The organism is Plantactinospora sp. GCM10030261, from assembly GCF_042666615.1.
Lineage (GTDB): Bacteria > Actinomycetota > Actinomycetes > Mycobacteriales > Micromonosporaceae > KBS50.
The window spans coordinates 69,776-87,652 of the sequence record NZ_JBHTDD010000023.1; the positions used below are offsets into that span (position 1 = coordinate 69,776).

At 70.1% G+C, this 17,877-nt stretch carries 10 protein-coding genes and 1 pseudogene; 5 read left to right on the plus strand and 6 right to left on the minus strand.

The window, feature by feature from the left end; genetic code table 11:
• Positions 1 to 100 precede the first annotated feature (100 nt).
• Complete coding sequence (locus tag ACFQUZ_RS23990) at positions 101 to 2,731, plus strand: glycoside hydrolase family 9 protein (protein ID WP_377446048.1); 2,631 nt, start codon at positions 101 to 103, stop codon at positions 2,729 to 2,731.
• A gap of 88 nt (positions 2,732 to 2,819) precedes the next feature.
• Here the strand turns inward: ACFQUZ_RS23990 and ACFQUZ_RS23995 are convergent, their stop codons facing one another.
• Positions 2,820 to 3,290: a hypothetical protein gene (locus ACFQUZ_RS23995; RefSeq protein ID WP_377446049.1), complete on the minus strand. Its 471-nt coding sequence runs from the start codon at positions 3,288 to 3,290 to the stop codon at positions 2,820 to 2,822.
• A 263-nt stretch (positions 3,291 to 3,553) separates the two neighbouring features.
• Between ACFQUZ_RS23995 and ACFQUZ_RS24000 the strand changes: the two genes are divergently transcribed.
• Positions 3,554 to 4,321 carry a Calx-beta domain-containing protein gene (locus tag ACFQUZ_RS24000; RefSeq protein WP_377446050.1) on the plus strand — a complete coding sequence of 256 codons (768 nt, stop codon included), beginning with the start codon at positions 3,554 to 3,556 and terminating at the stop codon, positions 4,319 to 4,321.
• Here ACFQUZ_RS24000 and ACFQUZ_RS24005 read toward each other — a convergent pair.
• From ACFQUZ_RS24005 to ACFQUZ_RS24020, 4 genes and pseudogenes are all read right to left on the minus strand, one after another.
• A pseudogene (locus ACFQUZ_RS24005) lies at positions 4,291 to 7,405 on the minus strand (BTAD domain-containing putative transcriptional regulator); the annotation flags it as partial. The gene ACFQUZ_RS24000 and the pseudogene ACFQUZ_RS24005 overlap by 31 nt on opposite strands.
• Before the next feature lie 150 nt (positions 7,406 to 7,555).
• On the minus strand, positions 7,556 to 8,170 hold the full coding sequence (locus tag ACFQUZ_RS24010) for a dihydrofolate reductase family protein (RefSeq protein ID WP_377446051.1): 615 nt from the start codon (positions 8,168 to 8,170) through the stop codon (positions 7,556 to 7,558).
• 20 nt (positions 8,171 to 8,190) lie between these two features.
• Positions 8,191 to 9,135, minus strand: coding sequence for an arginase family protein (locus tag ACFQUZ_RS24015; RefSeq protein WP_377446053.1), 945 nt, complete (start codon positions 9,133 to 9,135; stop codon positions 8,191 to 8,193).
• Positions 9,136 to 9,174: 39 nt separating this feature from the next.
• Complete coding sequence (locus ACFQUZ_RS24020) at positions 9,175 to 11,010, minus strand: family 43 glycosylhydrolase (protein ID WP_377446055.1); 1,836 nt, start codon at positions 11,008 to 11,010, stop codon at positions 9,175 to 9,177.
• Between the two features lie 442 nt (positions 11,011 to 11,452).
• Between ACFQUZ_RS24020 and chvE the strand changes: the two genes are divergently transcribed.
• The 3 genes from chvE to mmsB all read left to right on the plus strand — a co-directional run bounded on the left by chvE (position 11,453) and on the right by mmsB (position 15,460).
• Positions 11,453 to 12,592, plus strand: a complete 1,140-nt coding sequence (gene chvE, locus ACFQUZ_RS24025; RefSeq protein WP_377446056.1) for a multiple monosaccharide ABC transporter substrate-binding protein — start codon at positions 11,453 to 11,455, stop codon at positions 12,590 to 12,592.
• A gap of 82 nt (positions 12,593 to 12,674) precedes the next feature.
• On the plus strand, positions 12,675 to 14,213 hold the full coding sequence (gene mmsA, locus ACFQUZ_RS24030; RefSeq protein ID WP_377446058.1) for a multiple monosaccharide ABC transporter ATP-binding protein: 1,539 nt from the start codon (positions 12,675 to 12,677) through the stop codon (positions 14,211 to 14,213).
• Positions 14,210 to 15,460, plus strand: a complete 1,251-nt coding sequence (gene mmsB / locus ACFQUZ_RS24035; RefSeq protein ID WP_377446060.1) for a multiple monosaccharide ABC transporter permease — start codon at positions 14,210 to 14,212, stop codon at positions 15,458 to 15,460. Before mmsA ends, mmsB begins: the two co-directional genes overlap by 4 nt.
• Positions 15,461 to 15,562: 102 nt before the next feature.
• Here mmsB and ACFQUZ_RS24040 read toward each other — a convergent pair whose 3' ends face one another.
• The gene (locus tag ACFQUZ_RS24040) at positions 15,563 to 17,155 is read right to left on the minus strand and encodes a glycoside hydrolase family 27 protein (RefSeq protein WP_377446104.1); all 1,593 of its coding nucleotides are present in this window, start codon (positions 17,153 to 17,155) and stop codon (positions 15,563 to 15,565) included.
• Positions 17,156 to 17,877: the final 722 nt, after the last annotated feature.

Genomic DNA, 17,877 nt, shown 5'->3' on the forward strand with positions numbered 1-17,877 from the left:
TGTCTTTCGTTGTCGTGGCCACGGGATTACATTGTTAAGCATCCATGGGAGCGCTCCCGCGCTCACCTCCATCTCCCCGCCACCCCACAGGAGCAGCCAGATGCGTTCCCCCGTTCCCGGCCGGCTCCGCCGGCTGCTGACCACCGGCGCCGCGCTGGCCACCGGCCTCGCGCTGGCCGTCACCGGACCACCGCCGCCCGTGGCGGCCGGCGCGGCGGTCCCGGCCGCCCGTGACACGACGTCGAGTGTCGACACCCGGGACGCCGCCCAGGCCGCCGCGCCCACGTACAACTACGCCGAGGCGTTGCAGAAGTCGCTGTTCTTCTACGAGGCCCAGCAGTCCGGTCAGCTGCCCGACTGGAACCGGGTGTCCTGGCGCGGCGACTCGGCCCTGACCGACGGCGCCGACGTCGGCGTCGACCTGACCGGCGGCTGGTACGACGCCGGCGACCACGTCAAGTTCGGCTTCCCGATGGCCTTCAGCACCACCATGCTGGCCTGGGGAGCGGTCGAATACCGGGCCGGCTACACGGCCTCCGGCCAGCTGCCGCACCTGCTCAACAACCTGCGTTTCGTCAACGACTACTTCATCAAGGCACATCCCGCGCCCAACGTCCTGTACGGACAGGTCGGCAAGGGCGACGACGACCACCGCTGGTGGGGGCCGGCCGAGGTGATGCCGATGGCGCGGCCGGCGTACAAGATCGACGCGAGCTGCGGCGGCGCGGACCTGGCCGGTGAGACGGCGGCCGCGATGGCGGCCTCCTCCATGGTGTTCCGGCCGACCGACGCGGCGTACGCCGACCGGCTGCTCACCCACGCCCGGCAGCTCTACACCTTCGCCGACACGGTGCGGAAGAACTACCACGAGTGCATCACCGACGCGACGAGCTTCTACCGGTCCTGGAGCGGCTACCAGGACGAACTGGTGTGGGCCGCGATCTGGCTGCACCGGGCCACCGGTGAGTCGGCCTACCTGGCCAAGGCGGAGAGCGAGTACGACCGGCTCGGCACCGAGCCGCAGTCGACCACCCGGTCCTACAAGTGGACCATCGCCTGGGACAACAAACAGTTCGGCGCCTACGTGCTGCTCGCCAAGCTGACCGGCAAGCAGAAGTACGTCGACGACGCGAACCGCTGGCTGGACTACTGGACCGTCGGCGTCAACGGGCAGCGGGTGCCGTACTCGCCGGGCGGGATGGCCGTGCTCGACTCCTGGGGCGCCCTGCGGTACGCCGCCAACACCGCCTTCGCCGCGCTGGTCCACAGCGACTCCACCACCGACGCGACCCGCAGGACGCGCTACCACGACTTCGCGGTCCGCCAGATCAACTACGCGCTCGGCGACAACCCGCGCAACTCCAGCTACGTCATCGGCTTCGGCGCCAACCCACCGAAGAATCCGCACCACCGCACCGCGCACGGCTCCTGGTGGGACAGCCAGACCGTGCCGGCGGAGACCCGGCATGTGCTCTACGGCGCCCTGGTCGGCGGCCCGTCCTCGGCCAACGACGCCTACACCGACAACCGGTCCGACTACGTCATGAACGAGGTCGCCACCGACTACAACGCCGGCTTCACCTCCGCGCTGGTCCGGCTCGTCTCCGAGTACGGCGGCAGCCCGCTCGCCGGATTCCCGACGCCGGAAACGCCGGACCTGGCCGAGTTGAGCGTCGAGACCACGGTGATGCAGAACGAACCGCGGGCAACCGGCCTCAAGGTGATGATCTACAACAAGTCCGGGTTCCCAGCCCGGGCGCTTACCGACGGCCGGTTCCGTTACTACTTCCGGCCCGAGGGCACCGGGGCGGTCCAGGTCACCCCCGGCTACACCCAGGGCTGCCCGTCCCCGACCACCGCCCGCCAGTTCAGCGCTGACATCTGGTACGTCGAGGTCGACTGCACCGGCCACACCATCGCCCCGGCCGGCCAGTCGCAGCACCGGATGGAGGTCCAGTTCAAGATCGGCGTACCGGAGGGTGGCACCTGGGATCCGACCAACGACCCGTCGTACCAGGCGGCCGCGGGACCGAACCCGAAGGTGCCGCTGTATTCGGGAACCACCCTGGTCTGGGGCGCGGAACCGGGACCGGGCACGCCGCCGCCCGACCCGGACACCAGCGCGCCCACGGCGCCCGGTGCCCCCACGGCGTCGGCGGTGGGCGCCACCGGCCTCACCCTGGGCTGGCCGGCGGCCACCGACAACGTGGGGGTCACCGGCTACCGGGTCTACCGCGAGGCCGGCGCCACCGACGCGCTGGTCGGCTCGCCCGCCGGCACGACGCACGCGGTGACCGGGCTGACCGCGGCGACGACGTACACGTTCTACGTGGTCGCCGTCGACGCCGCCGGCAACGTCTCGGCACCGTCGCCCACGGTCACCGTCACCACCGGTCCGGCCGCGCCGGCGTCGTCGTGCCGGGTCGGGTACGCCACAAGCGACTGGAGCAGCGGGTTCACCGCATCCGTCACGATCACCAACACCGGTACGGCGACCCTGACCGGGTGGACCCTGGCGTTCACCTTCCCGGACGCCGGCCAGCGGGCCGGTCAGGGGTGGTCCGCGACGATCAGCCAGACCGGCGCCGCGGTGACCGCGACAAACCTGTCCTACAACGGCACCCTCGCGCCGGGGGCGTCGACGAGCTTCGGCTTCAACGGCACGCACACGGGCGGCAACCCGAAACCGACGGCGTTCACGGTGAACGGCGCCGCCTGCACGGTCGGCTGACGTTCGTCGCGGCGGCTCGCCACCTTCGGCGGCGAGCCGCCGCGACCGACCCGGGACGCCGGCGGCCGGTGTCCCGGGCCCGGTCTGGTCAGAAGCCGTGGTTGAGGCCCGTGTAGCTGTGGCTGACCCCGGTGCCGACGGTGTAGTTGGCGCCCCACCCGCAGTACCAGGTGGTGCCGTTGTCCAGGCAGAAATGCATGGCGGCGGCCCCCGGCACCGGCGTCGCGCCGTCGGAGTACGAGTAGGACGTCTCGGCGGTGCCGTACGGGCCGAAGCGGCTCTGCCAGCCGTCCTTCTCGTACCACACCGACGCCCGCCAGCCCACGTACGTGCTGTTGAAGACGCCCTGGTACAGATAGTTGTCGTTGCAGGTGCCGGCGAGGGGGGTCTCGCGGACGGCGACCGCCCCGCCGATGATCAGGGTGCTGCTGATCTCGTCGCCGACGCCGTCGCAGCGGGCCTGCGCGGCGCCTGGGAAGGTCGCCTGGACGGCGAGGGTGGCACCGAGCAACCCCAACGTCGCGATGATCGCACGGACCCTGGCGCGGGTGTGGAACATGGGAGTTCTCCTCTCGGACACGGAATCGGGAGCGCCTCTGACGGCGTGACCCGATGTGGCAAACCAACGGCACGGCCGTTGTGTGGCGGTTGACGCGCTGTTGTGCGGCGACCGCCTCGGCCCGGGGTCCGGGCTCGGGCTTGGCCCGGGGGCCGGGCCCCGGCCTCGGCACAACCGCGCCACAACAGGTCCGGGCTATCTGTGTAGGCACCGACCCGACCGACCACCGGTCGGCGCAGCGAGAGGTGAGCACGATGAGGGGCATGATCAGGTTGGTCGCGGTCGTCGCCGTCCTGGTGCCGGCGGTGGTCGTCATCCCGCGGGACGCCGCCGCCGTGACCGACATCTGCGCGCCACGCAGCGTCGGCGTGGACGACGTCGAGCAGCCCGAGGGCGGACCGTTCGACTCGCCGACGATCACGTTCACGGTGTCGACGGCCGGATGTGCCGGGGCAACGGTCCGGTACCGGACCAGGAAGGCCACCCCGGTCCTACCGCCGGCCCACGCCGGCGCCGACTACGTCACGGCGTCGGGGCTGCTGACCTGGGCGCCCGGCGACACGACGCACCGGACGGTCACCGTGCCGATCGTGGGCGACACCGCCGCCGAGCCGGACGAGGCGTTCGCGCTGGAACTGTACGACCCGGTCGGACTGCTGCTCACCGACCCGGAGGGCGTGGGCACCATCCGCGACGACGATCCCACGATCGTCGTGTTCGGCAAGCCGTACTGCCTCGAAATCTGCGTGACCTGCCGGCTGCGGGTGGTCACCTCCGAACCGGTTTCCGTCGACCTGACCATCCGGCTGGTCACCCGGGACGGCACCGCTACCGCCGGGGCGGACTACCGCCCGGTACACGACGGAACGCTTACCATCCGGGCCGGAACGTCAGCGGCCGAGTACGAGATCGGCATCCACGACGACCAGGTCGCGGAGGACACCGAAACCTTCCTCGTGCAGCTGTCCGCCCCCTCGGCCGGGGAGATCGCGGAGGACCTAGTGACCGTGGGCGTGGTCGACGACGACTGAGGTGGCAGTAGGCGTCGCGCCGTGCTCGTCCTCGCGGTCACCGGCCAACCGGGCGGCGACGCCGTCCGCCTCGGCGGTCGCGGCCGCCCCCGCGTACAGGCGGACCGCCTCCTCCCAGTGGCGGCGGGCGTCCGTGTTCCGCCCGGTCAGCTCGGCGAGGTCGCCGAGGTTGCGGTGCAGATGCGCCTGCTCGTACAGGTCGGGAACGGTCTGCCGGAGACGGAGGCCCGCCGTGAGACACCGGTCGGCCGCGGCGAGATTCGTCAACCTCAGGTGGGCCTCACCAAGCTGGTTGAGCGTGCGCGCCTCGAGGTGCCGATGACCCAACTCGCGACTTCCCGCGAGGGCCAGATCGAGGTGCCGCAGCGCGGCCGCCGGGTCGCCCCCGGCCAGGTACGTGAGGCCGATATCGCCGAGCGCGACCACCTCGTACCGGCGATCTCCGGCGCGGCGGCTCACCGCCAGGGCCTCGCGCAGGCAGTCGAGCGCCTCGTCGTGCCGCCGCTGCTGCCGGTACGCCTCACCGAGGGTGTTCAACGCGCTCGCCTCGAGCCGGGGCAGACCCGCGGTGCGGCTGGTCGCCAGGGCATCGCGCAACGGGGCGACTCCGAGGTCGGGGCGGCCCATCCGGACGTGGACGTACCCGAGATTGCGTTGGGCGATGGCGGCGCCCACCTTGTCGCCGCAGCGGGCGTGCAGCGTCCAGGAGGTCTGGTACGCCTCGATCGCGGCGGCGAAGCGGCGCAGTTCCACGTTCGCCCCGCCGATGTTGTTGTACGTGCGGGCCAGACCACGCTCGTCGCCGAGCGAGCGGAACAGGGCCATGGCCCGGCCGTGGCTGCTGAGCGCCTCGGCCAGCTGGTGCGTCGAACGGTGTGCCACGCCGAGCGTCCGGTACATCTCGGCTTCGACGGCCGGGTCGCCCAGCCGGCCGGCGGCCCGCACGGCCTGCCGGCACATCTCCAGCCGGGCGGACCAGTCGCCGTGCACGTCGTAATAGCTGGTCAGCAGGTAGGTCAGCTGGCAGGCGGCGGCCTGGTGCTGATCCGCCGCGAACCGGACGACCGGCAGGAGGTTCTCCCGTTCGGAGTCGAGGAAGGCGATCGCGGGCCCGCGTGCGCTGGGGAAGGGTGTCTCCGGAGCCGGGTGGCGCAGCACCGCGACGACGCGGTCGAGACTCGGGTCCAGCAGACAGCTTGCCGACTGCGCCACCGCGAGGTACCAGTCGAGCAGCCGTTCGGTTGCTTCCGCCCGGGTGGGCGGGGGCTCGTCCGCCTCGGCGCACTGCCGGGCGAAGAGCCGTACCAGGTCGTGGAACTCGTACCGGCCGGGACGCGGCTCGGTGACCAGGTGCGCCGCGACGAGTTCGGCCGTCGCCTGGCGAACCACCGCGGGCGGCCCGCCGCACAACGCCTCGGCCAGCGGGGCGCCGACGTGCGGCCCGGGATGCAGGCCGAGCAGCCGGAAGAGCCGCCTCGCCGCGGGGGACAGAGACCCGTACGCGCTGGCGAGCACGGTGCCCACGTCCCGGCCGCCGTCCTCGACCGACAGCTGCGTCAGCCGGTCACCGGCGGCCAGTTCCTGGGTGAACAGCTCGACGCTCTGGGCGGGTCGCGTCGCCAGTTTGGCGGCCGCGATCCGCAGGGCGAGCGGCAGCCGACCACACAGGTCGACGAGCCGGACCACCATGTCGCGCTCCCGGCTGATCCGCTCGGTGCCGAGCATGGTCGCCAGCAGTTCGACCGCTTCGTCCCGGGGGAGGAGGTCGGGGACGAGCACGTGCACCCGGACGTGCGTGAGCAGGGCGGCGAGGTTGTTGCGGCTGGTCACCACCAGCAGGCTCGCGCCGCTGCCCGGAATCGCCGGAAGGACCTGCTCGGTGGATCCCACGTTGTCCAGCACGACGAGCATCCGTTTGTCCGCGAGGACGGAACGGTACAGTGCCATCCGCTCGGTGAGGCCGCTGGGCATCCGTTCGTCGGGCACCCCCACGCCCCGCAGCAGGATCGCCACGATGTCGGTGGGAGCGAACGCCGCGAGTCGATCGTGACCGCGCACATCGACGAAGAGCTGACCATCGGGGAACCGGTCGGTGACGCCGGTCGCCCACCGCACGGTGAGCGACGTCTTGCCGATGCCACCTTGACCACAGATCAGCACGACGGGTCGCGGCCCGCCGTCCCCCGCCGTCGTGACGTCGTCGAGTCGTCGCAGGTCGGTCGCGCGACCGGTGAAGCATCCGTCCGGCGCCGGCAGCTGCGCCGGACGGGGTGGCGCCGTGCCGCTCATCGGGTGCCTGCCCAGGACGCTGCCGGGCGCGCGCAGGTCAGCCGGGGGCACGCCGCGCAGCATGGCGGTGTGCAGCGCTGCCAGTTCGGGCGACGGGTCGACGCCCAACTCCTCGGCGAGTCGACCGCGCAGGTCGTGGTAGGCGTGCAGCGCTTCCGTCGGCCGACCGCATGCCGACAGGGCGATCATCCGCAGCCCCACCAGCCGTTCGCGGGTCGGGTCGACGGCCAGCAGCCGTTCCACCTCACCGAGCGCCTCGCCCGATCTCCCGAGGCTGATCAGCAGCTCGCCGCGGTCCGTCCGAACGGTCAACCGGAGGTCGTGCAGGCGTGCCGCCTCGGCGGCCGTCCAGCCGATCGGCTCCGCGTCGGCGAGAGCCGCGCCGCGCCACAGGCCCAGCGCCTGCTCCAGGGCGTCGGCCGCCCCGTCCCACAAGCCGACGGCCAGCCGGTCGTGGGCCGCCCGAACCTGCTGCTCGAACCGGCACGCGTCCACCGCCGAGGGGTCGACGGCCAGCAGGTAGCCGGGTTCCCGGGTCCGCAACACGCCGTCGAGCCCGCGCTGGCTCAGCGCGAGGCGTAGCCGCGCGACGTGACTGTGCAACGATCTGACCGCGGTCCGGGGTGGCCGCTCGCCCCACAACGCCTCGACGAGCCGCCACAGCGGCACGATGGCGCCCGGACGGAGAGCCAGAGCGGCCACCAGCGCGCGACGCCGGCCGCCGACCAGGTCCGCCCGTCCGCGTGGCCCGATCACCTCCACGCCGCCGAGAATGTTGACCTCCACCCGCGACATCAACGGCCTCTCCAGCGGTGGCGCCCACGCCGTCGCTGCTACCGATCAACCCGCGACGAGGCGGCGACGGCAAGTGGCTCTCGGACTCCAGCCCCGGTCAGCATAGGTAGGGATCGAGCCTCGGCGGGGACTGTGGCTGGTACCGGACAGCTATTCACCTCCCGGCACCTGGTCCTTGACGTCGTCGTAGCCGGCCGGGGTGGGCGCCGCCGTCGGTGCGTAGATCACGCGGAGCACGCCCGTGGGGAGGACCTCCGTCGCCGTCGTCCTCAGGTGGTACGGCGCGTCACCGTCGTCGAACAGCCGGCGGCCCTTGCGGGCAGCCACCGGGTGCACCAGCAGGCGCAGCTCGTCGACAAGTCCCGCGGCGAGTAGCTGCTGCACCACGGAGATCGATCCGGGGATGAGGATGCCGGCGACGCCGGTGTCGGCCTTGAGCGAGGTCACGGCGTCGACCAGGTCGCCGTCGACCAGCTCGGAGTTGCGCCAGGAGAACTCCAACGGCTGGCGTGAGACGACGACCTTGCGCGTGTCGCCGAGTCGCTTGGCGAACGGGGCGTCGTCCTCGCCCGCCGCTTCCCGGCCCGGCCAGGCACCCACGAAGCTGTCATAGGTCTTGCGGCCGATGAGCAGCACATCGGCGGTGTTGTAGTCCTCGTCGACGGCCCGGCCCATGTTCTCGTCGAAGTAGGGGAAGTGCCAGTCGGGGTCGATCTCGGCGACCCCGTCGACCGAGATGAACAGCGTGGAGACGACCTTCGCCACAGGAGTGATCCCTTCGAGAATCAGGTGTTGTCGGTACAGAGACCGGCGGAGCGCCCCGAACTCATCGGTCCGCCGGGGTCCGTCCGGGTCAGCGCCTCCGCCAGGGCGTGCACGAACCGGGGGAGGACCGTGGCGTCGGGCAGGTGGTGGGGGTTGATCTCGGTGACCGAGAGTCCGGCGAAACGCGGGCTCGCCACCAGCGTGGCCAGGGTGGTCGCCGCCTCCGCGAGAGTCAGCCCGAACGGCTCCGGCACGTCCGCGAGCGGCGCCTCGGCGAAGCGCAGGACGTCGACGTCGAAGTGGACCACGAACGCCGGCCCGGCCGACTCCGCGAGCGTCCGGGCGCGCCACGCCGCGCCCGCCAGGTCGGCATGGACCTCCTCGCCCGGCACGTACGCGAGGCCCAACTGGTCCACGAGGTCGCGTTCGTGGTCACCGGCCGGGAGCTCGTCGCCGTACACGACGACCCGGTCGGGAGTGAGCAGCGGGACGTAAGGGCCGACCGACGCGACCGCCGGGTGGTGACCGGGCAGACCCAGCATGTGGGCCAGGCCCATCGCGTCGAGGTTGCCGTGCGCCCGGGTCTCGGGCGTGTAGAGGTCGGGCCCGCCGTCGACGTATACCAGGACGGGTGCCGAGCCGGTGCGGGCGAGACCGGCCACCAGCCCGATGGTCACGGTGCAGTCACCACCCAGCACCAGAGGGACCCGTTGCCGGTCGAGCGACGCCGCTACCCGATCCGCCACGTCGCCCGCGACCCGGGCGACCGCGTCCGCGTTCTGCGCCCGTGGCCGCGGGATGTCCGGTCGCCAGCGAAAGCCCGGCACGTCACCGAGGTCCTCGATCGGGGTAACGGCCCGGATGAGATCGACCAGTCCGGCCGCGCGAAGGGCGGCCGGGGCGCTCTCGACTCCCGGCGTGTGCGCGCCGGCGCTGGACGGCGCTCCGATGAGGTCCCAGGCCATGCGACGGACGCTAACAGCGACCTCCGACATCCGGCCGGCTCAGGCGCGGGACCACTGCATGCTGGTCGCCGAGTCGCACGTCCGCTGTTCCAGGGCGGCGCCGGCGGCGGTGGAGCCACCGACCACGTTCAGGCACTTGTTGCTGTTGACGTTTACCAGGTTGTGGTGGTCGCCGCCGACGGATTGCCACCGGAACGCCTGGTTCAGCCCGTCGTGGCAGGTGTACTGGATGATCTGCGCCCCGTCCGCCGTGGCGGCGTTCGCCACGTCGACACACTTTCCGCTGTGTACGCTCTGCAGTCGCACCGTGCCGTTGCCGGCGTCCAGGAAGCGCCACTGCTGCCACGGGTTGCCGTTGCTGGTCCACTGCCCGATGACGGCGAGGTTTTCCAGGTTGGGCTGCTGGACGTCGATGACCTGGCCGCTGTTGCGGTTCGTGATCCGGTACGCCGTCGGGGTGCTGCCGCCGCCGCCGAACTGCCACCAGTTCACGTTGAACAGGTTCCCGCTGCCGCCGGCGAAACGCAGGTACACGTTCCGGGTGCCGGTGGCGCCGCCCACGGCGCAGGTGGTGGTCGTCCAGGCCTGCCACCCGCCGGTGCCGCCCACGGCGCAGGTGCCGACGATCGGACCGCTGGCGCTGTCCAGCCGCACCTCGATCCGGCCGCCGCTGGTGGCGGAGGCGACCCGGGCGGAGAAGGACGTCGCGCCGCCACCGAAGGCGACCCCCTTGACCATGATGTAATCGCCGTTCTCGAGCCAACCGACGTTCATGCCGCCCTCGCTGGACGGTTCCGTCTCGATGCCCGAACCCCAGGCGATCGTCTCGGCCTCCTGCCGGACGTACGGGTTCAGCGTGCCGACCTGGGGAGCGCCCGCGGTGGTCATGTTGATCGTCGGGATGGTGCCGTTGGAGTTGTAGCTGAACCGTTCCACGGCTACCGAGCGGGTGAAGCCGCCACCGCCGGGTAGCGCGCCGTTGTGGTAGAAGAAGTACGACTGGCCGTTGAAGTCGATGACACCGGGGTGGTTGGTGAAGCTGCCGCCCTGCCGGGGCATGACCGTGCCCCGGTAGGTCCACGGTCCGGTCGGGCCGGGGGCGGTCGAATATCCGATGAACTCGGAGCAGCACTCGGCGGCGAAGACGTTGTAGTAGAGCCCGTTGCGCTTGTAGACCCACGGGCCTTCCTCGTAGAGGGTCGGGCGGCTGGTGTTGCCGGTGCGGGTGCCGAAGCCGGCGGTGGTCAGCGGGATCTGCGTCGGGCCGCCGGAGTACGACGTCATGTCGGCGTTGAGCCGTACGTACCACAGGTTCGGGTTGCCCCAGTACAGGTACGCCTGGCCGTCGTCGTCGATGAACGCGTGCGGGTCGATCTCACCGTTCTCGACAAGCGGCCGCCCGATGGCGTCCCGGAACGGTCCCGTGGGGCTGCTGGACACCCCGACGCCGATGGCCATCCGGCCTGTCGACCGGTTCTTCACCGGCACGTACCAGTAGAAGTTGCCGTTGCGGTGGACGACCTGGCCGGCCCACGCGTCGGCGCTCGCCCAGCCGAACGTGGCGAGGCTCATCGGGACGCCGTGGTCGGTCCAGTTCACCATGTCGGCGGACGAGAACACCCGCCACTCACGCATGGTGAAGTAGGTCGAGCCGTCCTCGTCGTGTCCGGTGTAGAGGTACACCCGGCCGTTGTGCACGAGCGGGGCCGGGTCGGCGGTGTAGATGTGCTGGACTATCGGGTTGTCGGCCCGGGCGGCGCCCGGTAGTAGGGCGACCGCGAAGACCAGCGTCGCGATCAGGGCGGTGGCGCGTCGCAGTCCCGCGCCGGGCCGGGTGGGGCCTCGTCGCCCGCCGCGCCTCGCAGCCCGACGCATACCCGGTACCCATTGTGTTATCGCTAACATGATCGGCATGCCTCCTGTGCCCGGTGCGGCGGGTGGTGCGGGGAGATCGAGTGCCCGCGAGGGCCGGCGCGGGCGGGCGACGGCAACGGTGACGCAGCGACGCTGGTATCGAAGGTCTGCGATGCACGGTACGTGGATCCAGGAGTGCCCGTCAACGCCGACCCACCGGATCGGCCGGATGCGCGTAATGGGTGAGACGACCAGCAACGGTGTGGTGCAAGGCTCGGCGGCGCGGACCTCCCGAGCCAGGTCCACACCGGAGACCGGGCCGGCGGCTGGCGGCGTACCGCGCCCTTTCGTTACGAGAACGAGACGCCCAGATTCCGTGACATCAGTTGACGCCGATCTTGTGAGCGCTAACACTCGCCGGAAGGTTACCTGTGTGTTTCGTGGAGTGCGGAGGGAGAAGCCCGTGCGCAGACGAATTCTGGCCGCGCTGAGTGGAGCGGCGCTCGCCATCGGCATGGCGGCCTGTTCCGGGGAGGGCGCCGGTGGTGGGGGTGACACGAGTGGAGACAAGCCCGCTGACCTGACGATCGGTGTCTCGATGCCGACGCAAACCTCGGAGCGGTGGATCGCCGACGGCAACTCCGTGAAGGAGAAGCTGACCGCGAAGGGGTACAAGGTCGATCTCCAGTACGCGGGGGACGACATCCCGACGCAGTCACAGCAGGTCGACCAGATGATCACCCAGGGCGCGGACGTGCTGATCATCGCGGCGATCGACGGCACCGCGCTCAGCGGCCAACTCCAGGCGGCGGCGGACGCGAAGATCCCCGTCATCTCGTACGACCGGCTCATCCGGGACAGCCCGAACGTCAACTTCTACGTCAGCTTCGACAATTACAAGGTCGGCGTCGCCCAGGCCAACGCGCTGCTGGTCGGCCTCGGCCTGCAGAACAAGGACGGCTCGAAGGGCACCGCGGCCGGACCGTTCAACGTGGAGCTTTTCGCCGGCTCGCTCGACGACAACAACGCCCACTTCTTCTTCAGCGGCGCCATGGACACCCTCAAGCCCTTCGTCGACGCCGGTGCCCTGCGGGTGAAGTCCGGCCAGACGAAGATCGAGCAGGTGGCCATCCTGCGGTGGCAGCAGGAGACGGCGCAGAAGCGCATGGAGGACCTGCTCACCTCCAGCTACAACGACGGCAGCGTGGTCAACGGCGTGCTGTCGCCGTTCGACGGCCTGTCGCGTGGCATCATCACCGCGCTGCAGAACGCCGGCTACGGCGCCGGGGCGAAGAAGATGCCGGTGGTGACCGGCCAGGACGCCGAGGTGGCGTCCGTCAAGCTCATCAACGACGGTGTCCAGAGTTCCACCATCTTCAAGGACACCCGGCTGCTGGCCGAGCAGGCCGTCATCGCAGCCGAGGCGTACCTGCAGGACAAGGAGCCGGCGGCCAACGACACCAAGACCTACGAGAACGGGGTCAAGGTCGTGCCGTCGTTCCTGCTGCCGGTCCAGACCGTCTACAAGGACGACATCACGTCCGTGCTGATCGACTCCGGCTACCTGACCGCCGAGGAGGTCGCCTCCGGTCAGGCGAAGTGATCCATGGCGGTGGGCCAGGCGGTGGATCCGCCGCCGAGCCCACCGCCAGCACACCCGACGGCCACGAGCAGGACGGGTTCCCATGGGCGAGAACATCCTCGAAATGCGTGACATCACCAAGACCTTCCCTGGGGTGACGGCGCTCCGGGACGTCTCACTCGCCGTGCGGCGGGGCGAGATCCATGCCATCTGCGGCGAGAACGGCGCCGGCAAGTCCACCCTGATGAAGGTGTTGTCCGGGGTGTACCCGGCGGGCAGTTACGACGGAGAGATCGTTTTCGACGGTCAGCCGGTCCACATCCGGGGCATCCGGGACAGCGAGGCGCACGGCATCGTCATCATCCACCAGGAACTGGCCCTGGTGCCGTACCTGTCGATCGCGGAGAACATCTTCCTGGGCAACGAGCGGCGCGGCACGGGCGGCCTGATCGACTGGAACCGGACAAACGCCGAAGCCGCGCGCCTGCTGGAATCGGTCGGGCTCCGGGAGAACCCGGTCACCCCGGTCATCCAGCTCGGGGTGGGCAAGCAGCAACTCGTCGAGATCGCCAAGGCGTTGTCGAAGGAGGTGCGCCTGCTGATCCTCGACGAGCCGACGGCCGCGCTCAACGACGTCGACTCGGCGCATCTGCTGGACCTGATGCGTCGGCTCCGGGATCGGGGCATCACCTGCATCATGATCTCGCACAAGCTCGGCGAGATCGTCTCGATCGCCGACTCGACCACCGTCCTCCGGGACGGCCGGACGGTGGAGACGCTCGACATGAGCGACAGCACCGCTACCCAGGAGCGGATCATCCGTGGCATGGTCGGTCGCGACCTCGCCGCCTTCTATCCGGACCGGACGTCGACGCCCGGACAGGAGGTGCTCCGGATCGAGGACTGGACGGTGCGGCACCCCACGCAGGACCGGCTGGTGGTCGACGGGGCCTCCCTCACCGTCCGGGCCGGTGAGGTGGTCGGCATCGCCGGGTTGATGGGCGCCGGCCGCACCGAACTGGCGATGAGCGTGTTCGGCCGCTCGTACGGTCGGGACATCACCGGCCGGCTGTTCGTCCACGGCCGGGAGGTCCGGGTGCGCTCGGTGGCCGAGGCCATCGAGAACGGCATCGCGTACGCGACGGAGGACCGGAAGCGGTACGGCCTCAACGTGATCGACGATGTCCGGGGCAACGTCTCGGCCGCCGCGTTGCGCAAGCTGGCCCGCCTCGGTTGGGTCGACGGGAACGAAGAGATCAGGGTCGCCGAGCGGAGCCGGCGCGAGATGAACATCAAGTCTCCGAGCGTCATGTCCGTGGTCGGCAAGCTCTCCGGCGGCAACCAGCAGAAGGTCGTCCTCGCGAAGTGGCTGTTCACCGATCCGGACGTGCTGATCCTGGACGAGCCGACCAGGGGCATCGACGTCGGCGCGAAGTTCGAGATCTACACGATCATCAACCGCCTGGTGGCCGACGGGAAGGCCGTCATCGTCATCTCGTCCGAACTGCCCGAGCTGCTCGGCATGTGCGACCGCATCTACACCCTCGCGGCCGGCCGGATCACCGGCGAGTTGCCGGTGCGGGAGGCGACGCAGCAGAACCTCATGGAACTCATGACGAAGGACAAGGATCGCGTCGGATGACCAGCACGAAGCCCCCTGCCACCGGAAAGGCCGGGCCGGCCGAGTCGGCCCCCGCCACCGCTCTGCACACCGGGACGAGTGACCCTCGGACCCTGATCCTCGGCAACCTGCGGCAGAGCGGCATCTACATCGCCCTCGTCGTGATCGTCGCCCTGTTCGCGGTGCTCACCGACGGCGTGTCGCTCAGTCCGGGCAACATCACGAACATCGTCCTCCAGTACTCCTACATCCTGGTGCTCGCGATCGGCATGGTCATCGTGATCATCGGGGGTCACATCGACCTGTCGGTCGGCTCGGTGGTCGCGCTCACCGGCGCCGTCTCCGCCGTACTCGTGATCCGGGAAGGCTTTCCCTGGTGGGCCGGCGTGCTGGCGGCGCTCGCGGTGGGGATCGCGGTCGGCGCCTGGCACGGTCTCTGGATCGCGTACGCCGGAATCCCTGCCTTCATCGTCACCCTGGCCGGAATGCTGCTGTTCCGCGGTCTCACGCTCCGGGTGTTGGACAACATCTCGCTGTCGCCGTTCCCGGCCGAGTACCAACGGGTCGCCGCCGGCTTCCTCAACGGGCTCCTCGGTGGCCAGGGTTTCGACGCGTTCACCCTGTTCATCGGGGTCTTCGCGGTGGTCGGCTACGCGGTGGGGGTGTTCCGGACCCGGGTGGCCCGGATCCGTCACGAGCAGCCCGTGGAGTCGTTTCCGCTGTTCATCGCGCGGGTGGTCGCGGTCGGCGCGGTCGTCATGTACTTCGCGTGGCAACTGGCCCACGCCCGGGGACTGCCGATCGTGCTGATCATCCTGGCCGTGCTCGTACTCGGTTACGGTTTGCTCACCCGGCGGACGGTCTTCGGGCGCCAGGTGTACGCGATCGGCGGTAACCTCCCGGCCGCCACGCTGTCCGGCGTCAAGGTGAAGACGGTCAACTTCTGGGTCCTCGTCAACATGGGGTTCCTGTCGGCCGTCGCGGGCGTCATCTATTCGTCGCGGTCCAACGGTGCCCAGCCCGCCGCCGGCAACATGTTCGAGCTGGACGCCATCGCGGCGGCCTTCATCGGTGGCGCGGCGGTCACCGGCGGTGTGGGCACCGTGGTGGGCGCGATGGTCGGTGGCCTGATCATGGCTGTGATGAGCAACGGCATGCAGCTCATGGGGGTCGACCAGTCGATCCAGTCGGTGGTGAAGGGGCTGGTGCTGCTCGTCGCGGTGGCGTTCGACATCTACAACAAGCGGCGCGCGGCGGGCAGCCGCTGAGGCGCGTACGCGCGGAACCGGCCGGGTGGCGTGCCCTCCCACCCGGCCGGCGGCTCGCGATCGGGGACCGGCCGGCCGGCGGCTCCGGTCATGGACCGGTGGTCACGCCCGGCTCCATCGCTGGTTGGCGTTGCCGTGGCAGGACCAGAGGATCACCGTGGTCCCGTTCGCTGTGCCCCCGCTGTTGACGTCCAGGCACAGGGACGGGAAGCGGACGTTGCTGATCGTGCCGTTGCCGTCGAACGTCCACTGCTGGTTTGTGCCTTCGTTGCAGTCCCAGATCCGCACCCGGGTGCCGTTTGTCGCGTTGGTCGGGACCTCCAGGCACTTGCCGAGGATCCGCAGCGTCTGACCGTTCTGGGTGATCTGCTGGTTGGGGTTGCCGTGGCAGTCCCAGATCAGGGTGCCGGTGCCGTTGGCGGTGTTGGAGTTGTCGACGTCGAGGCAGCGGCCGGACGACTCGCTGCGCAGCCGGAACGTGCTCGGTGGTGGCGGCTCGGTGGTGCCGCCGCCGCTCACCCGGTACACCACGGTGCCGTGCGCCGGGACACTCGTGGAGATGGCCCCGGTGCTGGTGGTGGTGCCATTGGTCCACGCGTCGCGCAGGGTGAACGAGCTGCCGGTCTTGCCGATCGCCGCGGCGGTGGTGGAGACCGTGGTGGTGGAGCTGCCCTGGTTGAACAGGGCGACCGCCACGTCGCCATTGGCCAGCGGCTTGGCCAGGACCCGCCGGGTGCCGTCGTTGGACACCTGGACCGCCTGTCGGCCCAGGGTGTCCTGGTTGATGGCGATGAGCTGCTGGTTGCGCAGGATGGTAAGCGTCTCCGCGTTGGCCGATCGCACGTCGTTGCCCATCATGAGCGGTGCCGCCATGATCGCCCACAGGGCGAAGTGGCTGCGCATCTCGGTGTCCGTCATGCCGCCGCGGCCGACCTCCATCATGTCCGGGTCGTTGAAGCCGCCAGGTCCGGCGGACCCGGCCAGTGGCACGTTCACATTGACGATGTTCTGGATGCCCATCGGGTAGCCGTTGGTCTGGCCGGTGTTCCACGCGTTGGTGATGTCCTCGGTGGTCCGCCAGAGGTTCGCCACGTCGCTCCAGTTGCGCTGCGGCCCGGTCTTCTCGTGGATGCTGTTCGAGTTGATGCTGTAGACGATCGGCCGGCCGGTGGCCGCCAGCGCGTCCCGCATGATGCCGAACCTGGCCACCTGGTCGTTGATGGTCCCGGTGGGGGAGCACCAGTCGTACTTCAGGTAGTCCACGCCCCAGGCGGCGAACTGCCGGGCGTCCTGGTACTCGTGGCCGAGACTGCCGGTGGAGCCGGGGAAGGCGTCGAAGTACTGTGCGCAGGTCTGGTCCAGCGGCCCCTGGTAGATGCCGAACAACAGGCCCCGGGAGTGCAGGTAGTCGCCGAGGGCCTTCATCCCGCTCGGGAAGCGCTGCGGGTGGCCCTGCAGGTTGCCCTGTGCGTCCCGGTTCGGGTCGAACCAGCAGTCGTCGACGACGACGTACTTGTACCCGAGGTCCCGCAGGCCGTTGGCGACGATCGCGTCGGCCATCTGCCGGATGAGCGTTTCGTTGATGTTGCAGCCGAACGTGTTCCAGGTGTTCCAACCCATCGGTGGGGTCCGGGCGACGCCGTTGTTGAGCGCCTCGGCGGGACGGGGTGCGAGCACCCCACCGGTCACGGTCATGGCGAGGGTGACCGCCAGGACGCCCAGGACGGCCGTCAGCCATCTGCTCGGTCTCCGCACGTGTTCTCCTCCTTGTTCGATGGGTGTGCTCATTCGTCGAGGTCACGTCTCGACAGCCGGGTCCACCGCCGCCGGAGGCCGGGTCGCCGGTGTCGGACGGACGTCGGAGCCCGTCGGCGGACGCCCCGGCGGCCACGGGCGACTGTCGCGCTCGTTCGTGGACGCCGGCGGTCACTGTGCGCTGGTCGCCCTGTCTTTGACGACCTGATGGCGGCGCGTCGGCGGTCCCCGTCAGCGGCGGGCGCGCCGGGCCGGTCCCGAGCCGTGGTGGCTTGCCCGGAAAGCCACTCGGCTGATTGCCGTAATGTTATCGCTTACATAAACAGATGTAAATTACGAGGACCCGCCGCACTTCCGTGAGATCACCGGTGCCGGCGCCGTGGTGACCACCGCCGACTAGCGCCTGACCTGCTCGGGTGGCGGCGCCGGAGCGAGGCGTCGATCGATGGTTGGTACCGGTGGATGGCTTCCTCGAAAAGGTCATTGTTATCGCTCACAAGTCCTGTCTGTGGGTACCCTTCGGCGCTCGGTGCCGCCCTCCGTCCGATCGTCCGGGAGCCCCTCGCCGGAGGGTGTCCGGGGTGGGAGGCGTCGGGTGATGGTCACCGCCGGTGATCTCCGGTCAGATGTCGCCCAGCCGCCTCCTTCTGTTACCGACCTGT